The 19,431-nt window shown below is 72.4% G+C and carries 14 protein-coding genes and 2 tRNA genes; 13 read left to right on the top strand and 3 right to left on the bottom strand.

The genetic code is table 11. The features are described from left to right. Positions 1–194 precede the first annotated feature (194 nt). The 6 genes from ACFW3D_RS02615 to ACFW3D_RS02590 all read left to right on the top strand — a co-directional run bounded on the left by ACFW3D_RS02615 (position 195) and on the right by ACFW3D_RS02590 (position 6,711). Positions 195–2,069: a hypothetical protein gene (locus ACFW3D_RS02615; RefSeq protein ID WP_500500491.1), complete on the top strand. Its 1,875-nt coding sequence runs from the start codon at positions 195–197 to the stop codon at positions 2,067–2,069. 44 nt (positions 2,070–2,113) lie between these two features. Next, positions 2,114–2,983 carry a hypothetical protein gene (locus ACFW3D_RS02610; protein WP_500500489.1) on the top strand — a complete coding sequence of 290 codons (870 nt, stop codon included), beginning with the start codon at positions 2,114–2,116 and terminating at the stop codon, positions 2,981–2,983. Between the two features lie 17 nt (positions 2,984–3,000). Continuing rightward, the gene (locus ACFW3D_RS02605; protein WP_500500487.1) at positions 3,001–4,308 is read left to right on the top strand and encodes an Ig-like domain-containing protein; all 1,308 of its coding nucleotides are present in this window, start codon (positions 3,001–3,003) and stop codon (positions 4,306–4,308) included. Further along, entirely contained in the window at positions 4,305–5,279 is a 975-nt protein-coding gene (locus ACFW3D_RS02600; RefSeq protein WP_500500485.1) for a sortase domain-containing protein, read from the top strand. Before ACFW3D_RS02605 ends, ACFW3D_RS02600 begins: the two co-directional genes overlap by 4 nt. Before the next feature lie 70 nt (positions 5,280–5,349). Continuing rightward, positions 5,350–6,114, top strand: coding sequence for a phosphate ABC transporter ATP-binding protein (locus ACFW3D_RS02595; RefSeq protein WP_326581412.1), 765 nt, complete (start codon positions 5,350–5,352; stop codon positions 6,112–6,114). Positions 6,115–6,123: 9 nt separating this feature from the next. Continuing rightward, complete coding sequence (locus ACFW3D_RS02590; protein ID WP_500500482.1) at positions 6,124–6,711, top strand: flavoprotein; 588 nt, start codon at positions 6,124–6,126, stop codon at positions 6,709–6,711. A 152-nt stretch (positions 6,712–6,863) separates the two neighbouring features. On the opposite strand, the gene ACFW3D_RS02585 is transcribed toward ACFW3D_RS02590, so the two are convergent. Beyond that, positions 6,864–6,946, bottom strand: a tRNA-Ser gene (locus ACFW3D_RS02585). A gap of 119 nt (positions 6,947–7,065) precedes the next feature. Here ACFW3D_RS02585 and ACFW3D_RS02580 point away from each other — a divergent pair. The 3 genes from ACFW3D_RS02580 (at position 7,066) to ACFW3D_RS02570 (ending at position 10,608) form a co-directional block, all read left to right on the top strand. Continuing rightward, positions 7,066–7,473: a DUF6416 domain-containing protein gene (locus tag ACFW3D_RS02580; protein ID WP_500500481.1), complete on the top strand. Its 408-nt coding sequence runs from the start codon at positions 7,066–7,068 to the stop codon at positions 7,471–7,473. 556 nt (positions 7,474–8,029) lie between these two features. Then, the gene (locus tag ACFW3D_RS02575; RefSeq protein WP_500500479.1) at positions 8,030–8,548 is read left to right on the top strand and encodes a hypothetical protein; all 519 of its coding nucleotides are present in this window, start codon (positions 8,030–8,032) and stop codon (positions 8,546–8,548) included. 620 nt (positions 8,549–9,168) lie between these two features. Then, complete coding sequence (locus ACFW3D_RS02570; RefSeq protein ID WP_500500477.1) at positions 9,169–10,608, top strand: FG-GAP-like repeat-containing protein; 1,440 nt, start codon at positions 9,169–9,171, stop codon at positions 10,606–10,608. Between the two features lie 1,095 nt (positions 10,609–11,703). Here the strand turns inward: ACFW3D_RS02570 and ACFW3D_RS02565 are convergent. Beyond that, a tRNA-Arg gene (locus tag ACFW3D_RS02565) sits at positions 11,704–11,776 on the bottom strand. 331 nt (positions 11,777–12,107) lie between these two features. Here ACFW3D_RS02565 and ACFW3D_RS02560 point away from each other — a divergent pair. The 4 genes from ACFW3D_RS02560 (at position 12,108) to ACFW3D_RS02545 (ending at position 17,568) form a co-directional block, all read left to right on the top strand. After that, the gene (locus ACFW3D_RS02560; RefSeq protein WP_500500716.1) at positions 12,108–13,748 is read left to right on the top strand and encodes a dynamin family protein; all 1,641 of its coding nucleotides are present in this window, start codon (positions 12,108–12,110) and stop codon (positions 13,746–13,748) included. Positions 13,749–13,752: 4 nt separating this feature from the next. Next, positions 13,753–15,354, top strand: coding sequence for a GTPase (locus ACFW3D_RS02555; RefSeq protein ID WP_500500475.1), 1,602 nt, complete (start codon positions 13,753–13,755; stop codon positions 15,352–15,354). A gap of 115 nt (positions 15,355–15,469) precedes the next feature. After that, entirely contained in the window at positions 15,470–15,916 is a 447-nt protein-coding gene (locus ACFW3D_RS02550) for a single-stranded DNA-binding protein (protein ID WP_500500474.1), read from the top strand. Positions 15,917–16,149: 233 nt separating this feature from the next. Next, positions 16,150–17,568, top strand: a complete 1,419-nt coding sequence (locus ACFW3D_RS02545; protein WP_500500473.1) for an LAETG motif-containing sortase-dependent surface protein — start codon at positions 16,150–16,152, stop codon at positions 17,566–17,568. A 423-nt stretch (positions 17,569–17,991) separates the two neighbouring features. Here the strand turns inward: ACFW3D_RS02545 and ACFW3D_RS02540 are convergent, their stop codons facing one another. Beyond that, entirely contained in the window at positions 17,992–19,035 is a 1,044-nt protein-coding gene (locus ACFW3D_RS02540) for an LPXTG cell wall anchor domain-containing protein (RefSeq protein ID WP_500500471.1), read from the bottom strand. Positions 19,036–19,431: the final 396 nt, after the last annotated feature.

The following is a 19,431-nucleotide window of genomic DNA, read 5'->3' as shown; positions in this document are numbered from 1 at the left end:
CGCTCACCTGTCGGCCATTGTGCGGGGGCGCTGGGCGTGGGGGGGGTACCCGCCCGGGGGCGGGCGGGGGCGGGGCGGGGGGGGGCCGCCCGACCGGCCCCACGGGTCCGGCCCGTTCCGCACGACCCGGCACGTACGCCCCCGCAGCACCCCGCACCACCCCGTCCCACCCGCGCCCGATCGGACGACCTGACATGATCACACGATCAGCCCGCCGTATCGCCGCCGTCCTGGCCGCCTGCGTCCTCGCCGTACTCCCGGCCGCCGAAACGGCGTCGGCCGCCACCCCGTACGCCGCCGCATCACACGCGGCCGCCGCACGACCCGGCGCGGGCCCGAACGGGCGCACCACCTTCGGCGTCCAGCCGTCCACGGCCGACAAGCCCGACGGCAGGCCCAACTACTCCTACGGCGTGACCCCCGGCGCCGTCATCCGGGACCACATCGCCATCTGGAACTACAGCGCCAAGCCGCTGACGCTGAGCGTCTACGCCGCCGACGCCATCAACTCCGCCGGGGGCGGCTTCGACCTGCTCCCGCGGGCCACCAAGTCCAGCGACGCCGGCACCTGGGTCAAGCTCGGCAGGTCCCGGGTGACCGTGGCCTCCCGTTCCCGCGTCATCGTCCCCTTCACGCTGACCGTGCCGCGCACGGTCAGCCCCGGCGACCACCCCGCCGGCATCGTCGCCTCGCTGTCCGCGGTGCGCACCGGCGCCAAGGGCGACCGGGTCCAGGTCGACCAGCGCGTCGGCGCCCGCATGTACCTGCGTGTGGCCGGTCAGCTCAGGCCGCTGCTCTCGGTCGAGGACCTGCACACCGACTACCACGGCACGGCCAACCCCTTCGGGACCGGCAGCGCGACGGTGTCCTACACCGTGCGCAACACCGGCAACGTCCGGCTCGCCGCCGAGCAGACGGTCCGCGTCCGCGACGCGTTCGGGGGCATCGCCACGGTGAAGGGCTCGCGCGACCTCGCCGAGATCCTGCCGGGCAACGCGCTGAGGATCAGCGTCACGGCCACCGGCGTCCTGCCCACCGTGCGGGACACCACCACCGTCTCGGTCGACGCGGTATCCGTACGCGGTGACGTCGCCATCCCCGACCTGCCGAGCCTGACCCGCACCCAGGGCTTCTGGGCCGTGCCCTGGGCGCTGCTCGCCGTCCTGCTGGTCGTCGCCGCGGTCGCGACCACGTGGTGGGTGCGCCGCAGGCGCCGCCGCGGACCCCGCCCGGACGACGCCCGCACCGCCGCGGCCGCGCCGAGGAAGCGGGCCCCCGCCTCGCGTGCCTCCGCGCCCGTCGCCATGGTGCTGGCCGTCCTCTCGCTGTGGGTGGCCGTGCCCGCGGCGCACGCCGCCGAACGCGGCGCCCTCACGGTCGCGCCGCAGCACGGCAGCGCCACCGAGCCCATCACGCTCACCGCCGCCGGCCCCTGCCCGGACGGCACGCGGAACGTCATCGCCTGGGTCAAGGGCGCCGGATTCCCCCGCGACGGCAAGGTGGTCGTCGGCAACTCCGAGATCGGCACCTACCCGGCGGCGCCCGGCGGCGGGCGGGTGATCCCGCTGACGTACACGATGCAGGACTACGCGCTCGACGCCGGCTTCAGCACCCTGCGCGGCACCTACACCTTCACCGTCAGCTGCCTCGAGGCCCCCTTCGGCCTCAAGAGCCTGCGGGACTTCACCGGTTCGCTCCGCTTCACCTCCAGGACCTCCTACACGGACGGCACCCGGGCCACCCCCGGGAACCCCGCGGCGGGACGCTCCGCCGAGCCGGGCGGCACCGCACCGGCGCCGTCGTCCGCCCCCGGCGGGTCCGCCCCGTCGGCCGCCTCCGGCGGCCCGGGGCCCGTGTCGTCCGGCGCGCCGGACGCCTCCGGCGTGCCCGCCCAGGGCGGTGTCACCGGCGTCGTGAACGCCGCGTCGGCCGACGCGGCCGGGGGCGGCTCCCTCGTCGTGTGGTCCCTCGGCGGCTTCGCGGTCGCCTTCCTGGTGCTCCTGGCGGGTGCCGCCCAGTGGGTGCGCGGGCGCAGAGGACGTGCCGCGTCGGTGGACACGTCCGGCTGAGCACCCGTCACCCACGTCCATCACAAGTAATGAGGAGAAAGACAGTGTCGTTCACACGCCTGCACCGCTCGACCGCGGCCGCGCTCGGCTCGCTCGTCCTGGCCGGAGGGGCGGTGGGCTTCATGGCCGCGACCTCCGCGCACGCGGACACCATCGGCACGCTGAAGGTGAACCCGGCCACCGGCTCGGACACCAGCGGGATGGACCTCTCCACCTCGGGCATGTGCCCGGCCGAGGTGACCAACGTCATCGTGTCCGTCACCGGTTCGGGCTTCCCGGCCGAGGGCCAGACCGTCGTCGGCAACGCGTCCAAGGAGATCTACGCCGAGACGGGCGAGGGCGGCTTCCGCGTTCCGCTGACGCAGACGATGCGCGACTACGCGAAGGACGCGGGCTTCGACGAGCTCAAGGGCCGCTACGAGTTCACGGTCACCTGCCGCATGGCGTTCGGCGCGACCACGTACGGTGACTTCAAGGGTTCGGTCTGGTTCACCACCAACACCACCTACCAGGACACCGACCCCGCGGCCGGCACCCCGACGCCCACCCCGAGCAGCATCCCGACGAACACCAGCACGCCGAGCGGCACCCCCACTCCGACGTCGGACCCGACGGGCACCGGCGAGCCCACGGACACCGGTGAGCCGACGGACACCTCCGACCCCACGGACACCACGGGCGGTGACACCAGCGGTGACACCGGCGGCGACACGACCGACGGCGGCTCGGAGGGCATCTCCACCGAGGTCGACGGCGGTGCCTCGGGCGACGACGGCGGCTCGCTGGCGGCCACCGGTGCCGACGCCGGCTGGCTGGCCGCGGTCGCGGCCGCCCTGGTCGCGGGCGGAACCCTCGCCGTCCGGCAGGCCCGCCGCCGCGGGCTGCTGTCCTTCGCCGACTCCTCGAACGACTGAGACGGCGGGAGACGAGCATGAAGATCACCACCGTGCGCCGGCGGCTGTCGCTGGTGCTCGCCGCGGCGATCGCCGCGGGCGGCGTCGCCGTCGCCGCCGCCGGGACGGCCAGGGCCGAGGTCATCGGCTCCATGGAGGTCGCCCCGGCCACCGGCACCGACCTGTCGGGGATATCGCTGACCACCTCGGCGCTGTGCCCCGAGGAGGCGACCAACCTCATCGTCAAGGTGCAGGGCGCGGGCTTCCCGGCCGAGGGCCAGAACGTGGTGGGCAACTCGGAGATCGCCATCTACCAGCCCGCGCCCGGCGGCGGCTTCTCCGTACCGCTGATGCAGACGATGCGCGACTACGCGAAGGACGCGGGCTTCGACGAGCTGAAGGGCCGTTACGACTTCACCCTGACCTGCCGCAGGGCCTTCGGGGCGGACACGTACGGCGACTTCACCACCGCGATCTGGTTCACCACCGGCACCACCTACCAGAGCACCCCGCCGCCCGTTCAGACCGCCACCACGACCACCCTCGCCGCCGGACCGGCGAGCCCGGTGGTCCAGGGCACCGCGGTGAAGCTCACCGCGACGGTGGCGCCGGCCGCGGCCGGCGGTTCGGTCCGCTTCCTGGACGGCACGACCCCGATCGGCTCCCCGGTCACCGTCTCGAACGGGGCGGCGTCGCTGACCACCTCCGCCCTGGGCGTCGGCACCCACGCGCTGACCGCGGCGTTCACCCCGGCCGACGCCGCGGCGTACAAGCCGTCCGCCTCGGCGGCCCACCCGTACACCGTCAAGGTCAAGCCCCCGGTGGTCGTCAAGGCCCCGAAGGTGACGGGCACCGTCAGGGTCGCCTCGAAGGTGACGTGCTCCGCCACCTTCGGCGGGGCGACCTCCTACGCCTACGCCTGGCTGCGCGACAACAAGGCCGTCAGCGGCGCCACCGCGCAGACCCGGGGCCTCGTCCCGAGCGACTACAAGCACAAGTTCGCCTGCCGGATCACCGCGAAGAACAGCACCGGCAGCACGACGGCGACCAGCCCCGCCGTGACCGTGGGTGTCGGCCCGGCCCTGAGGAACACCAAGCTGCCGACCATCAGCGGCACCGCCAAGGCCGGCAAGAGGCTCACCGCCAGGACCGGCAGCTGGAATCCCGCGGCCACGTCCTACGGCTACGAGTGGCGGCGCGACAACAAGGCGATCCGCGGCGCCACGCACTCCACGTACACGCTGACCAAGAGCGACCGCGGGCACCGGGTCACCCTGAAGATCACCGCGAAGCGGTCCGGCTACACCAACGGCAGCGCCGTCTCGAAGTCGGTGAGGGTGGGATGACCCCGGTCGGCACCCCGGTCCGTGTGGCCCCCGGCCGCGTCCCGCCCGCCCCCTCGGGGAACGGGCCGGCGGACCCCACCCCGCCGGGGCCGGCGGCCGTCCGGACGCGGACCACGCGTCCGGCCGGCCCCGGCCTGCGGGTCGCCGGGGCGGCTCTGAGCATCCTGGCGGCCCTGCTGCTCGGCTTCGTCGTCGACGTGGGCCTGCTCGGCCAGGTCCGCCACGCCCGCGACCAGCAGGTGGACTACGCGGCCCTGCGCGGCGACCTCGCCAACGGGATCGCGCCCGTCGGAGGGTCCGGCGAGGGCATCAAGCCGCTGACCTCCGGCACCCCGGTGGCGGTGCTCTCCGTCCCCGGGCTCGGGCTGCGCGAGGTCGTCGGGGAGGGCACCACCTCGGAGGTCCTGACCCGCGGTCCGGGCCACCGCCGCGACACCCCGCTGCCCGGCCAGGCCGGCGTCAGCGTCATCCTGGGGCGCCAGGCCACCTACGGCGGCCCCTTCCGGCACCTCGGCGGCCTTCACCCGGGCGAGCAGTTCACGGTGACCACCGGCCAGGGCGTGCACCGCTACCGCGTCGTCGCGGTCCGCCGCGCCGGTGACCCCCAGCCCGCGCCGCCCGCGGCCGGCAAGGGCCGCCTGACGCTGATCACGGCAGAGGGCACCGCCTTCATGCCGCGCGGCATCCTGCGGGTGGACGCCGACCTGATGTCCGGCGTCCAGCCCGCCTCCGCCCCCGCCGTCCCGCCCGGCGCGCTGCCGGCGGACGAGACCGCCATGGCCGTCCAGGAGTCCTCCTGGCTGCCCGTGGTCCTGTGGGGCCAGGGCCTGCTCCTCGCCGCCGCCGGGCTGGCCTGGGCGCACGCCCGCTGGGGACGGCGGCACGCCTGGGTCGTCGGCGTCCCCGTGCTCGGCCTGCTCGGCCTCCTCGTCGCGGACCACGCGGCCCTGCTCCTGCCCAACCTGATGTGAGGACCCGTTCGTGACCGAGACCACCATCCCGCTCCCGCCGATCACGGAGGACGCCGGCACCGGCGCCACCCTGGAGGCCCGCCGCATCTCGTGCTGGTTCGGCGACCACAAGGTCCTCGAACGGGTCTCCCTGACCATGCCCGCCGGGCAGGTCACCGCCCTCATCGGCCCCTCGGGCTGCGGCAAGTCCACCTTCCTGCGGACCCTGAACCGGATGCACGAACTCGTGCCGTCCGCCTCCCTGGCGGGCGAGGTCCTGCTCGACGGCGAGGACATCTACGCCCGCGGACGCCGCCTCACCGAGGCCCGGCGCCGCATCGGCATGGTCTTCCAGAAGCCCAACCCCTTCCCGGCGATGTCGATCTACGACAACGTCACCGCGGGCCTGAAGCTCACCGGACAGCGGGTGCGCGAGGCCGTGAAGGACGACCTCGTCGAGGAGTGCCTGACCAAGGCCGGCCTCTGGAAGGAGGTCCGCGCGCGGCTGCGCCAGCCCGGCGGCGCCCTCTCCGGCGGTCAGCAGCAACGCCTGTGCATCGCCCGTTCGCTGGCCGTACGGCCCAAGGTGCTGCTCATGGACGAGCCCTGCTCGGCGCTGGACCCCACCTCGACCCGGCGCATCGAGGAGACGATCCGCGAACTCGCCCACGAGGTCACGATCGTGATCGTCACCCACAACATGCAGCAGGCCGCCCGCGTTTCGGACCAGTGCGCCTTCTTCCTCGCCGAACAGGGCACCCCCGGCGGCATCGTGGAGCACGGCCCCACCACCGCCATGTTCGGCAGCCCGACCGATCCGCGGACGGCCGACTACGTGGAGGGCCGGTTCGGGTAAGGGGTGGGCATGGCTCCTCACACGTCCCCACCGCAGGCGCGTCCGGTCCGCGGGGTCCTCGCCGTCGTCGGCTCGGCCGCCGACGGCGTCGAGACCCTGCGCGAGGGACTCGTCCTGCCCGCGCTCGCCCGCGGCTGGCGCGTCGCCGTCACGCTCACCCCGACCGCCGCGCGCTGGCTGCGGGAACGGGGCGAGACCGCACGGCTGCGCGACGTGACCGGTCTGCCCGTACGCGACCGGCCGCGGCTCCCCGGCGAGCCGCGGCCGCATCCTGCCCCGGACTGCTGCGTGCTCGCCCCGGCCGGCGCCAACACCCTGGCCAAGCTCGCGCTCGGCATCGCCGACAACCAGGCCCTGACCCTGCTCGCGGAGGTCCTCGGCACCCCGCACGTGCCGCTCGTGGCCGTCCCGGCCGTCAACGCGGCGCACGCCCGCCACCCGGCCTGGCCCCGCCACCTCGCCACCCTCCGCGAGGCCGGCGTCCACCTCCTCCACGACCCGGAGGCACGCCCTCTCCCGGAACCGGGCGAGGTACCGGACGGACGCGGTCTGCCATGGGACGACGTCCTCGACACGGTCGACCGCGTGACGGGCTGAGGGCGCCCGGCCGCGGAGCCCATGGACCGCCGCCGTTCCGGCCGTTGCGCTCCCGTCCCCTCCCGCGTGTCCTCTCCCGCGTGTCCTCTCCCGCGGCACCCCGAGCGGGGAGGCCAGCAAAAAAGCCCCTCCGTATGGAGGGGCGCAGTGGGTGCCCCCGGCAGGACTCGAACCTGCGGCCAAGCGCTTAGAAGGCGCTCTGTGGCTGCGTCCCATTCTCCTCTTGACCTGGGGCTTTCCTTCAGCTGAGCTGCTCGCCGGTAGGACTTCGACACGGATTCGACACGCAGTGCCGTGGCGGATCTGTACGGTGCGAACGACGCAAACGTTAGGGACGAACTGTTAGGGGCGGGCATGACGGAGTATCTGTCTGAGGTTGATCCGCGGTGGGCTGAGCACTCTGGCGAAGAAGCGCACTACGGTGCCCCGGAATGGGGCCCGGAGGACTTGGAGCGCGCTACGAGGTTCTTGGCTGAACTCGCACCGCAGGCCCGGCAGATGCTCGAGTATCTGCTGCGCAATCCCGGCCGAAAGATCCACTGTACGGAGCTAGTGGAGATGGCCCTGGGCGGTCCCAATCAGGCCGCTCCGGCGCAGCGCGTGGCAGGCGTGGTAAAGGGAATGAACAAGGGACACAACAACAGTGGGCGACGGCTTCCGTTCTACTGGTGGCAGGCCCCTGAGGGCAGCGCGGGCGCAACGTACGCAGCTCGCCCCTCGGTGGCAGCGGTGTTCCTGGCCGCTCAGCTCGGTGCTGCGTGATCTGCACAGCCACAACTGACAGCCGACGGCCGTGACCTGCGGCCGCAACATCGATCATTGCTCTGACCTGCTGCTGAGCTGTCGGCAGTTGTCGGCGTTGGTCATCGTTGAGCGCCCTTCCACGGCCCCAGGACGGCCCGGGAGGGCGCTCGCGTGTTGGAGGACATCTGCCCTGTAAGCGCGGCGGTCGGGGCTGTCGAGGGTACGCAGGTCAAGCCAGCTTTGAAGGGTTCCCAGTTCAGCGGGACATCTCGAATGCCGCGAGCCGTCGTTAACCCTGACTGACCGCCTGATGTGGCACGGTTGTGGCACGCGTCGGCATGCGTGGCGTGCCCCTCAGTTCGTTTTGAGGATCAGCTTGCTGCCCAGCAACTCGGTCTCCTCGGGAGTGACAGACCTCGGATGTAGAGTCCCGTTCCGGTAGTTACACGATCAGCAGCGGCCTCGGGCGGCGCGGTCGAGCAGCGGAGGGGACATGCGACGGCAATCGATCCCGGGTGACCCTCTGGTGTGCCTCACATCCCTGGTGACGCCTCCAGCCCGGGGTGGCAACACGGTGGACTGGGAGGGGCTGTCCACCCGCTATCCGAGGGGGTTCCCCGATGACTACATGCAGTTCATGTGGGTCTACGGGCAAGGAATTTTCGACGACTTCCTCAACGTCGTCCCGCCTGTCCAGGAGGTGTATCTCAATGACCCCAGCTCCACGGTGGAAGGGCTGACAGCGGACGCCGAGTACACGGCCGAAGAGGAGGAATACGACGCGCCCGAACTCCTCGTCGGCTGGGGGCTAACTACGGAGGCCGACCTGCTGTGCTGGCGCGCGGACACACCGGACCCCAACGAGTGGACCACGGTGATCTGGCGCCGGCAGTGGGCAGCCCCCGGGTGCTGGGCCGCCTTCGACTTCGGGATGGTTGATCTTCTCTGCCGCTACGCAGCCCGCGACCTCCCCAAGCACTGGACCTTCGAACTCCCCTATACAGGGGCACGGTTCCTCCACGATCGCGACGCCAGCCGATTCATGGACCTTGGCATCGATCCCTGGGATGCCGAAGCCCCCGGGGACTCATAGCGGGACCGTGCATCGACTGAGGCGCTTGACGTCGTCGCCGACATCTGCCTTGTAAGTTCGATCCGCGCCCGCTCTAGCGGCCGCCGTCGACTGGTGCCACGGCCGGACAGAGGCGCTGGTGTACGCCCCGGTCCGACGGCGTTGATGTCAGCCGTGGATGTCAGAAACCTCAGCGGCCCGAACGTGGCTGTTCATCTGCGTCCAAGCCCGTTCGGCGGTGCTGCTTCGGCCTGTCGGCATACCTCGGCGAACGGCCGCAGACGCTGGTGAATGAGACGGAACTGAGACGGCGGCTCCTGCCCGTCAGTCCTGTTGCCAACGCCGCGACTCGGCGGCCGGTGGGCTTCGTTCAGGAGAGCAGGCTTGGTGCTCCAGGTGCGGGATGCTGCGCTATGAGATGACGGGCACCTTCCCGGGCCGTCGAGGGCTGCCCCGGGTGATCTGAGGCGCTCGAGGATTTACCGGGAACGCCTGCAACCTTTGTGCCCCGCGAGTGGTCTCGTCTTGGCTGGTCCGCATGTGAACCAGTGGCAGAACCTGACAAGCGGGATGTTCCGGCATCGCAGAACCGGCAAGAGCCCGTACGGCGGGTCCCGTCTCAGCACTTCCCGGAGTCCGACTTGCACAAGCGCACCCTGCTAGCGGCCGCCGCCTTCGCCGGCAGCCTGCTCGCCACTCTGCCAGCCACCCCGGCTGGTGCCGCCCCCTCGGGGCTGTCCAGCGACTTCAACGGCGACGGATACCGGGACCTCGCCATCGGCGCGTGGAGCGCCGACGTCGGATCGGTGTCCAACGCCGGCGCCGTGGTAGTCCTGTACGGCTCGTCCTCCGGGGTCTCGGCGGCCAGGAAGACCGTCATCACGCAGAACTCGGCCGGCGTCCCGGGCACGGCCGAGACCGGCGACCGCTTCGGCGCCAGCCTGGCCACCGCCGACCTGAACGGCGACCGGTACGCGGACCTGGTGGTCGGCTCGCCCTACGAGGGCATCGGCAACCACGTGGGGGTCGGCGCCGTCACCGTCCTCTGGGGCGGCGCCACGGGCCTGTCCGGCGGCGCCGCCCTGCCGCAGCCGCCCGAGACCCTGCTGGACGACTGGGGTGGCTACTCCTTCGACGTCGCCACCGGCGACTTCGACGGGGACGGCAAGACGGACGTGACCGCCACCGGTCCGAGCCACACCCACCTCTACCGGGGGCCGTTCACCCGCACGGGCACCCCGTCGAGCCACGGCATCGTCTGGGAGGCGGGCGGAACGAACGGTGCCGCGGCGGGCGACCTGAACGGCGACCGCCTCGCCGAACGCGTCTACCCGGCCGTCACCGACAGCGACCCCGGCGGACAGATCCAGTACATCCGCCACGACCCCGGCAACACGACCCACCCCGTGTCGGACTACGTCGCCGTCGAACTGCCGCGGGCCGACGGCCAGGTCGCCACGATCGCCGACGTCAACGGCGACCACTTCGGGGACCTGATCCTGGGCGACCCCGAGGATCCCCACGCCGGCAAGCCGGGCGGCCACAAGGGCGGCCAGATCACCGTCTGGTATGGCGGCCCGAACGGTCCCGCCCCCGCGCAGACGCCGACAGTCATCCACCAGGACACCGCGGGCGTCCCCGGCGCGGGTGAGGCCGGCGACCAGTTCGGTTCGGCGATCGACGCCGGCGACGTCAATGGCGACGGCTATGCCGACGTGGCCGTGGGCACCTCGGGCGAGGACCTCGGCACGGTGAAGGACGCCGGTGCCGTGACCATCCTGTTCGGCTCGGCCTCCGGCCTGAGCGGCAAGGGCGCCGCGTCCTACTCCCAGGACACCGCCGGCGTCCCCGGCACCTCGGAGTGGGCGGACTCCTTCGGCCTGACCGTACGGCTGGTCGACCTCACCAAGGACGGCAAGGCCGAGCTCGTCACGGGCGTCGGCTACGAGAACGGCTACGGCGCCGTGACCATCCTGCGCGGCACTGCCTCCGGCCTGACGGCCACGAACGCGAAGTCCTTCACCGCCCGGGACGTCTCCCTCAAGGGAGACGCCGCCTTCGGCTGGGCGATTGGCCGCTGACCCGGACGGCACGACCCCGGGTGACGCTCGGCGCGGCCACCCGGGGTTGCGTCGCTGCTTCAGGCAGGCGTCGACGGCCTGTTCCGACCCCGCGTCCGTGCAGGTGCTCCAGCCGGGGGGTCTGCCCGGACAACGTTTCGAGTGACGTCGTCTGGGCTTGGCCATCGCCGCTGTTTAGGGCTTGCCTTGAGCGACATCGCGTGGCGAAGCACAGTAGACACTCAGTCCGTCGCGGCACACCCTCTGATCCGTAGCTATAGCCAGATGGGCCAGAGGCGGTCATTCAGGTCGCCCCAAGTTCCGAAAGAGCCACCGGCGGGCGGGGCCGGTTGCTGTGGTTGCTGTACTTCACTGCTGTACTGCAGGATCCCGGCGGGGGTGACGATGGAACGACATATGTTGATGCGACTGCCGGTCGGCGACGACGAGGCGTCCGCGACTGCTCTGGCTGCCCTTCGCACCGGCGCTACTCAGGTTGTGTGGGACGGCGCTGTTCCCGCAGAGCGGCTCGCCGGGATCTATGCCCGAAGACTTCGCCACACGCGGTGGAAGGGTATCGAGACTTTGGGGCTGGAACGAGCGGTGCAACTCCTTGGGCGACACGACAAGCTGGTGCGCCTCGGGCAGATCACCGTGCGGGGTCGGTTTTTCGCCGCGGCCGGCACAATGCCCGGCGACAGGTTCTCGCGCCGGCGGAGTTCGCCTCGCCGCTCGGCGAACGCGGCAATGACCTGCGGCATACGCGTCCGACGTCGTGCCTCGACGCGGGCGTCCCGCCGGCGCAGGTCGCGGAGCGGGCGGGCAACAGCGTCCCCGTCTTGCCTGCCGCCTACGCGCGTTGTGTCCCGGGTCGGCCAAGGGATCACCAGAGGCGGACCGGGGCCGGGGGAGACGTTCCGGAACCGGACGAAGATCGCTGAACCGGTCCCCGGAACGTCGACACGTATGCGACGGGGCCACCCGCGCGAACCCTGCGAAAGCCGGACGGCGCCGGAGCGCTCCCGTGGTCACCCGCGGGCGGCCCGGCGCTGCTCCGCTCCGTGTGGCGAGGCTCTGACCAGCGAAAAGCCCCTCCGTATGGAGGGGCGCAGTGGGTGCCCCCGGCAGGACTCGAACCTGCGGCCAAGCGCTTAGAAGGCGCCTGCTCTATCCACTGAGCTACGGGGGCCGGACGTTGGCCGCGACCGAACCCGCCCCTTGTGTCGACGGTTCCGTGACCTTGCCGGGGACAAGGATAGGGCGCGGCTGATGTGCGGCCGGTTGCTTCGCCTTCATGACACGTTGTGTAGGTTCGGTGAAGCGGTCTGATAATCGCAGGCAGGTGCGAATGTCGCACCAGTTTTGGCGCCTCATCCGACGGCTGTTGTGCACTCGTTATGCCGGTGTCTCTTCCGGCCCTTCCGTCCCGATCCGGCCTCCTTGCGGGCCGAAAGACGTGAACTAGGCGGAATACGCTTCAAAAACCCATCAAAATGGGGCATTCTGCCACTGTGGCGATCTTGGATGTACGGCCCGAACTCCTCGACGCGCTGTCGACGCTGCGCGACCGCGTCGCGGACGCGCGTTTTCCGCTTCCCCTCCCCGGAGCCGAGCGGGCCCGCCGCACACGACAGGAACTGCTGGCGCAGCTCGACGACTATCTCGTGCCCCGGCTGAAGGCGCCCGAAGCGCCGCTGCTGGCCGTGGTGGGCGGTTCGACCGGAGCGGGCAAGTCGACGCTCGTGAACTCGCTGATCGGGCGGCGGGTGAGCGACGCGGGCGTGCTGCGCCCCACGACGCGCACACCGGTGCTGGTGTGCCACCCCCAGGACCGCGCGTGGTTCGCCGATCCGCGGGTGCTCCCGGGCCTGGCCCGCGCCTGGGCACCGCGGCCCCGGAGCGCGTCCGACGCCGACGGGGAGGAGGGTGCGGACGGGAACGACGAGGAGCGCGAGGCGGAGGAGACCAGGCTGTGGCTGCGCCTGGAGACCGACGACACGCTGCCGCGCGGGCTCGCCCTGCTGGACGCGCCCGACATCGACTCCCTCGTCTCCCGCAACCGCGAGCTCGCCGCCGAACTGCTCTGCGCGGCCGACATCTGGATCCTGGTGACCACCGCCTCGCGCTACGCCGACGCCGTGCCGTGGCATCTGCTGCGTACGGCCAAGGAGTACGACGTCACCCTGGCCACCGTCCTGGACCGGGTGCCGCACCAGATCGCGGAGGACGTCTCCCAGCACTACGCGGCCCTGCTGACCCGGGCCGGGCTCGGGGACGTGCCGCGGTTCACCGTCCCGGAGCTGCCCGAGTCCGCGGGGGCCGGCGGGCTGCTGCCGCACACCGCGGTGGCGGCGCTCGGCAGCTGGCTCGCACACTGCGCCGAGGACCCCGCCGCCCGCCACCAGGCGGCGCAGCGCACCGTGTCCGGGGTGCTGGGATCGCTCGGCAACCGGCTCCCGGAGCTGGCCGGCGCCTCGGCCGCGCAGCACGCGGCGGCGGTGCGCCTGACCCGCCGGGTGGACGAGGCCTACGACGAGGCCGAGTCGCGCGTGCAGGAGGCCGTCGGCGCCGGGGCACTGCTCGCCGGAGAGGCCCTGGCCAGCTGGCGCGGCTACCCCGGCTGCGGCCCGGCGGCCCTGCTGTCCGCCCTGGCCGAGAGCCTGGCCGCGCTGCTGCGCACCGAGGTAGCGGCGGCGGACGAGCGGACCCTCGACGCCTGGCGCGGCGACCGCGCGGGCGCCGTCCTCGCGGAGGACGCCGACCCGGAGGCGGCTGCCGACGACGCCGCCGAACGGATCGAGGAGGCCGTCGACACCTGGGTGTTCACGGTGAACCGCCTCGCCCACCAGGCGGTGCGCGGGAGCGCGGAGGGCGTCGACCCGCAACACGCGGCGGCGCTGATCGCCGTCGCCGTGCTCGGCGGCCGCAAGGGGACGGTCGCGGGGGAGCGGCTGGCCTCCCTCGTCGGCGCGCAGGCGGCGCTGCGGTCGGGCGACCGGGCGCGCGAGGAGCTGGACCGGCTCGTCGGCGACGTGCTCGACGACGAGCGGGAACTGCGGGTGCTCCCGGTGGACGCACTCGATGTGACGGCGGCCCAGCAGGCGTCGCTGATCGCGGAGCTGTCGGTCGTGCAGAAGTCGTACGGACTCCAGGAGAGGTGATCAGGTGCTCACGGAGCGGGTGGACGCGCTGTCGGAACTGCTCGGGCTGTCGCGCACTCGCGTGAGCCACGAGGCGCTCGACGGGGCGGGGGAGCTGCTGGAACGGGTCGGCGACCGGCGCCGGCTCTCCGCCGACCACACGGTGGTGGCGCTGGCCGGGGCGACGGGCAGCGGGAAGTCGTCCCTGTTCAACGCGCTCACGGAACTGAACCTGTCGCGGATCGGCGTCCGCCGGCCCACCACCTCCGCGCCGGTCGCCTGCGCCTGGGACCCGCGGGGCGCCTCCGGGCTGCTGGACCGGCTCGGCATCGCGCCCAAGGCGAGGTTCGCCCGGCACAGCGTCCTGGACGAGGGGGCGGAGCGGACGGACGACGGGCCCGCGGGCCTGGTCCTGCTCGACCTCCCGGACCACGACTCGGCGGCGACCGCCCACCGCGACCAGGTGGACCGGGTGCTGAAGCTCGTCGACGTGATCGTGTGGGTGCTCGACCCCGAGAAGTACGCGGACGCCGCCCTGCACGAGCGCTATCTGCGGCCGCTGGCCGGGCACGCCGATGTGACGATCGTCGTCCTCAACCAGATCGACCGGCTCCCGGAGGAGGCCGTCGAACAGGTGCTGGACGACCTGCGGCGGCTGCTCGACGACGACGGCCTCGCCGTCGGCGAGCACGGCGAGGACGGCGCCATGGTGCTGGCCGTCTCGGCGCTGAGCGGCGACGGCGTCCCGGAGCTGAGGGCGGCCATCGGCCAGGTCGTGGTCGAACGCGCCGCCGCGAGCCGGAGGCTGTCGGCGGACGTGGACGGGCTCGCCGAGCGGCTGCGCCCGCTGTACGTCGCCGAGGGGGTGACCGGGCTGACCGACCGGGCCCGCGAGGACTTCACGGCGAGCCTCGCGCACGCCGTGGGCGCCGCGGCGGCGGGCCGGGCGGCGGAGAGCGCCTGGGCCAGGGCGGCCGACGAGGCGTGCGGCACCCCGTGGCGGCAGCTGCGCCGGGTCCGCGGTGGAACGGAACCGGGCGACGGCGCCCTCGACGGCCGCCGCCCGGCGCTGTCGGCGTCCCGCGCGTCGGTCGACGAGGCGGTGCGCGCGGTGGCGGCGGAGGCGGTGGCGGGATTGCCCGCCGCGTGGGCGCAGGCGGTACGGGAGGCAGCGCGCCGCGGTGGCCGCACGCTCCCGGAGGCGCTGGACGCGGCGGTGGAGCGGGCGGCGCCGGACGAGCCGCTGCGTCCCAGGTGGTGGTCGGCGGTCGGCACGGCGCAGTGGCTGCTGGCAGTGCTGGCGACGGCCGCCCTGGTGTCCGGGACGGTGACGGCGGCGGGCGCGCTGCGGCTGCCGTGGTGGCTGCCGCCCGCGCTGCTGGCGGTGGGAGCTCTCGGGGGTCCGCTGCTCACCCGGGTGAGCCGGTTCGCGGCCCGCGGTCCGGCCCGGCGGCACGGTCAGGCCGCCGAGCGGCGGATGGCGGACGCGGCGGCCGACTGCGGGCGGGCCCGGGTGCTGGAACCGCTGGCGGCGGAATTGCTGCGGTACCGGGAAGTGCGGGAGCAGTACGGGGTGCTCGCCGGAAACCACTTCCGGGTGACGGAGTTGTCCACAACGGGCCAGTAATCCACAGGTTGAATCCGCTTTCTCCACGGGGGGCGTCGCGGGCGCACCATGGAGCCATCGCGGGGCCGGCGGCAGGGGGCCGCCGGCCGGCGACGGCAACGGGGGAGCATCGGCAATGAACGAGACACTGGTCACCGTCGTGGGGAATGTCGCGACCAGGCCGGAATTCCGGAAGACGCCCACGGGCGTCCCGGTCGCCAGGTTCCGCCTGGCGACGACCGCGCGCCGCTGGGACCGGGAGCGCGGCGGCTGGTCCGACGGGCACACCAGCTTCTACACGGTGTACGCCTGGCGGCAGCTGGGGGAGAACGTGGTGGCCTCGGTCGGGGTCGGCGAACCACTCTTCGTCCAGGGACGCCTGAGGGTGCGTGAGGAGGAGCGGGACGGTCAGCGCTGGATCTCGGCCGACGTCGACGCGATCGCCTGCGGTCACGATCTGACCCGGGGCACCTCGGCGTTCCGGCGGGTGGCCGCGGCCCGGCCGGAACTCATGGTTCCGAATTCCCCGGCGGGCGCCGGGGAGCCGATCGCCGGCGATCCGCTGGCCGCGCTGTCCGGATAAGCCGGACAGCTGGGCATTCGCCCTGTGGTAAAACGTCGATGATTTATCGACAATTTCGCGTTCATGCCTACGCGCGGGTAACGATTGTGATTCGAATTCCCGGGCGGCTGTGAATCCCGGTGGCCTTGGTGCGGTTGGTTCCTAGGATTCAGCGGTACCCCGGCTTTCCGCGGGGATCCACAGCTGTCGGCGAGGCCTGCCCCCACGACCAGCCTCGCCCGGAGGGGAAATTCATGTTCACTGTACGGAGGCGGGGAGCTGCCCGTCTTGCCGTCGCGATGGTGGCCTCGGGCCTCCTCGCCGCGGGCTCCATAGCCGTTGCCGGGTCCGCCATCGCGGACGACGCGACCCCCACCGCGCCCGGTGCGACGGCGACCCTCGGTGGTCTGAAGACCGCCGACAAGGCCGTCATCAAGGAGGAGGGCAAGCAGCCCGAGGAGGTCGGCGCCGGCCTCTTCGAGATGTCCGTCGACGGCGGCGGCACGATCCAGACGTACTGCATCGACCTGCACAACCCGACCCAGGGCAAGGCCGCCTACAAGGAGGTCTCCTGGGACGAGTCGAGCCTCCACAACAACGCGGACGCCGGCAAGATCAACTGGATCCTGCAGAACTCCTACCCGCAGGTGAACGACCTCGCGGCGCTGCAGAAGACCGCGGCCCTGTCCGGTCCGCTCACCGAGAAGCTCGCCGCCGCCGGCACCCAGGTGGCCATCTGGCGCTTCTCCGACAAGGCCGACGTGACCGCGGTCAACCCGGTCGCCGAAGAGCTCGCGGACTGGCTGCAGAAGAACGCCAAGAACCTCGAGGAGCCCGCGGCGTCGCTGACCCTCGACCCGCCGGCGGTCTCCGGCAAGGCCGGTGACCTGCTCGGTCCGATCAAGGTCCACACCAACGCCTCCACCGTCCAGGTGAGCCCCGCGCCCAGCAACCCCTCCGGCGTCAAGGTCACCGACAAGAACGGCACCGCGGTCACCTCCGCCAAGGACGGCGACGAGCTGTACTTCGACGTCGAGGCCGGCACCGCCGACGGCACGACCTCGCTGACGGCCACCGCCAACACCAAGCTCCCGGTCGGCCGCGCCTTCACGGGCGTCGACAGCACCACGCAGGTCCAGATCCTCGCCGGCTCCAGCGACAGCTCCGTCTCCGCGACGGCGACCGGCACCTGGGCCGCCAAGGGCCCGATCCCGGCGGTCTCCGCCGAGGTCAACTGCGCCAAGGGCGGCCTGGACGTGACGGCCGCCAACGAGGGCGACCAGCCGTTCACCTTCACGCTGGCCGACAAGGAGTACACGGTCGAGGCCGGCAAGTCCGAGACCATCACCGTGCCGGTGGCGGAGGACCAGCCCTACAAGGTCACCATCACCGGCCCTGAGGGCTTCGAGAAGACCTTCGAGGGCGTCCTCGACTGCCAGACCGCCGGCAACGGTGGCGGCGACACCCCGTCCTCCTCGCCGAGCCCGGCCTCGGCCGGCGGCTCCTCCGAGGGCACGGGTGACACCGGCTCCACCACCGGCGGCGACCTCGCCGAGACCGGTTCGAGCAGCGCCACCCCGGTGATCGCGGGCATCGCGATCGCGCTCGTCGTCATCGGTGGCGGCGCGGTCTTCTTCCTCCGCAAGAAGAAGGCGGCCCCGTCCGCCGAGTGAGCTGATCCCACAGGCCGCTCCTGAGTGAAGGGGGCGGAGGTCGACAGACCTCCGCCCCCTTCGCCGTTCCCCGACGACGACCCCGAGACAGCGCGGAAGACCGCGCGTTCATCGCCACGGACCTCAACGGCACACAGGCCACGACGGATTACGGTTGGCTGATCGCCGCGGCATTCGCCGGCCGGACCACGGAAGTCGCTTCAGCATGTGGACGAGTCAGTGAGAGCGAGCGGGCTCCGACGTCAACTTCATGGCCCGTGCCTTGCCTTGGGCAGCGTGGTGGACGGACACCGGATGCGTTCGAGGTCTGAGCGCTTACCCGCTGATGAAGCGGCACTCACCTGGTTGAGATGCGCGGAGGCGCTGCGGGCAGGACGAAAAGGGACCTGAACCCTCTTCGAGCCCAGGTCCCCCTCCGCTGTCTCACGCCTGCGCTTCGTCCTTGCGGCGGCGCACCAGGAACACCACACCCGCGCCCGCCACGACGGCGACACCGCCGACCAGGCCGATCACCGGGAGGGCGGAGCTGGAACCGGTCGAGGCCAGACTGCCCGTGGCCGGGATCTCGTCGGCGCCGCCCTGCGGCTCCTTGCCGCCGGTCGGCTTGTCGCCCTTGCCCGGCTTGGCCTCACCCGGGTCGTCGTTGCCGCTGCCGGGTTCGAGCACGGTGAAGTTGTAGATCGAGAAGGAGCTGTGCACGCAGTTCTTCTCGGTGTCCAGATACCCGCCCACACCCAGGGAGAACGCGACACCGGTCGGAGCCTTCGAGGTGATGTCGACGCGCAGCTTGATGTCGACGGTCTCCTTGGGGCCAAGCTCCGTCCGGCCGAAGTAGTAGCCGCCGAAGACCTCGCCGGCGATCGACTCCCAGGCCTTGGTCTGCGGGTTGAAGTACTGGACCTTGGTGAAGTAGCTGAGCGGGAAGGCTCCCGGGTCGCTCTTGTCGGCGTCGATGGCCGCGAGCCACTGCACCGTGCCAAGGGCCTTGTCGCTGCGGTTGGCGGCGGTGAGCTTGAAGTCGTGCCAGCCGCTGCCCGCGACAATCTTGCCGGGCAGTCCGGACACGGAGATGCCCAGCTGGGAGTCGGCGTCGACGCCGTCCTCGTCGGTCGGGCAGTCCTCGGGCTCATCGGACGGTTCACCGCTGGGGGTGCTCGGCGGGGAGGTCGCGGTCGCGGTGTTGCCCGGCGTGCCGGTGCCGGGACTCTGGCCGGCGCCCTCGCCCTCGCCGTCGCCGGCCGGGCCGTCCGGGCTGGGAGTGGAACCGTTGCCGTCATCGGCGGGCTCGCTGCTCTGGTCCCCGGCCGGGGTGGACTCGTCGACGTCGGGCGTGCTGCCGTCCGGGGCCGGCGCGCTCGTGGAGGCGCCCGGAGTGGCGTCGGCGAAGGCGGCGGGAGCCGACAGCACGGCGAGCGGCACGATGACCGCCGTCGCGGCCGCGGCGGCCAGAGCTCGGCGAATCTTCATCAAGACCTCGGTATGTCCGGATGCGCCGCGACATCGAGGGCCGCCGCACACCACTGGGTGGAGGCCTCCGCGGGTGAGGCGCGGGGTGGCCCGTGGGTTCGCAGGGTTCGATGAGTGACCCGTGTGAATGGTTGTGCAGCCTTCACAGAGTTCACGCAGCCGTGACCCCGGCCACCCCGGACCCGCCGCCCCGGCCCGCGGCAGGGACTGGGGCGTTCGGCTCCGCGGCTCTCGCAGCCACCATGGGGCGAGCCTCGAAGAGCGGGGCCCACATCGGGCGGCAGCCCTGGGCCGTCCGGGGACGGCCCGGGTCGACCGGCAGCGACAGGCGACGACAGGTACGGGACGGCCCGGGCCCGGGCCGTCGGCGTGAGGGACGTCGCCCGGGTACTCGTT

Source organism: Streptomyces sp. NPDC058864 (assembly GCF_042742985.1).
Lineage (GTDB): Bacteria > Actinomycetota > Actinomycetes > Streptomycetales > Streptomycetaceae > Actinacidiphila.
The sequence above is the reverse complement of the archived record's forward strand: the minus strand, read 5'-3'. Positions and strand labels throughout refer to the sequence as shown.

What these genes read in the sequence shown, in the direction of transcription:
- ACFW3D_RS02615 (WP_500500491.1), top strand. Translation starts at nt 195, where the DNA reads ATGATCACACGATCAGCCCGCCGTATCGCCGCCGTCCTGGCCGCCTGC.
- ACFW3D_RS02605 (WP_500500487.1), top strand. Translation starts at nt 3,001, where the DNA reads ATGAAGATCACCACCGTGCGCCGGCGGCTGTCGCTGGTGCTCGCCGCG.
- ACFW3D_RS02600 (WP_500500485.1), top strand. Translation starts at nt 4,305, where the DNA reads ATGACCCCGGTCGGCACCCCGGTCCGTGTGGCCCCCGGCCGCGTCCCG.
- ACFW3D_RS02590 (WP_500500482.1), top strand. Translation starts at nt 6,124, where the DNA reads ATGGCTCCTCACACGTCCCCACCGCAGGCGCGTCCGGTCCGCGGGGTC.
- ACFW3D_RS02580 (WP_500500481.1), top strand. Translation starts at nt 7,066, where the DNA reads ATGACGGAGTATCTGTCTGAGGTTGATCCGCGGTGGGCTGAGCACTCT.
- ACFW3D_RS02550 (WP_500500474.1), top strand. Translation starts at nt 15,470, where the DNA reads ATGAACGAGACACTGGTCACCGTCGTGGGGAATGTCGCGACCAGGCCG.
- ACFW3D_RS02545 (WP_500500473.1), top strand. Translation starts at nt 16,150, where the DNA reads ATGTTCACTGTACGGAGGCGGGGAGCTGCCCGTCTTGCCGTCGCGATG.
- ACFW3D_RS02540 (WP_500500471.1), bottom strand. Translation starts at nt 19,035, where the DNA reads ATGAAGATTCGCCGAGCTCTGGCCGCCGCGGCCGCGACGGCGGTCATC.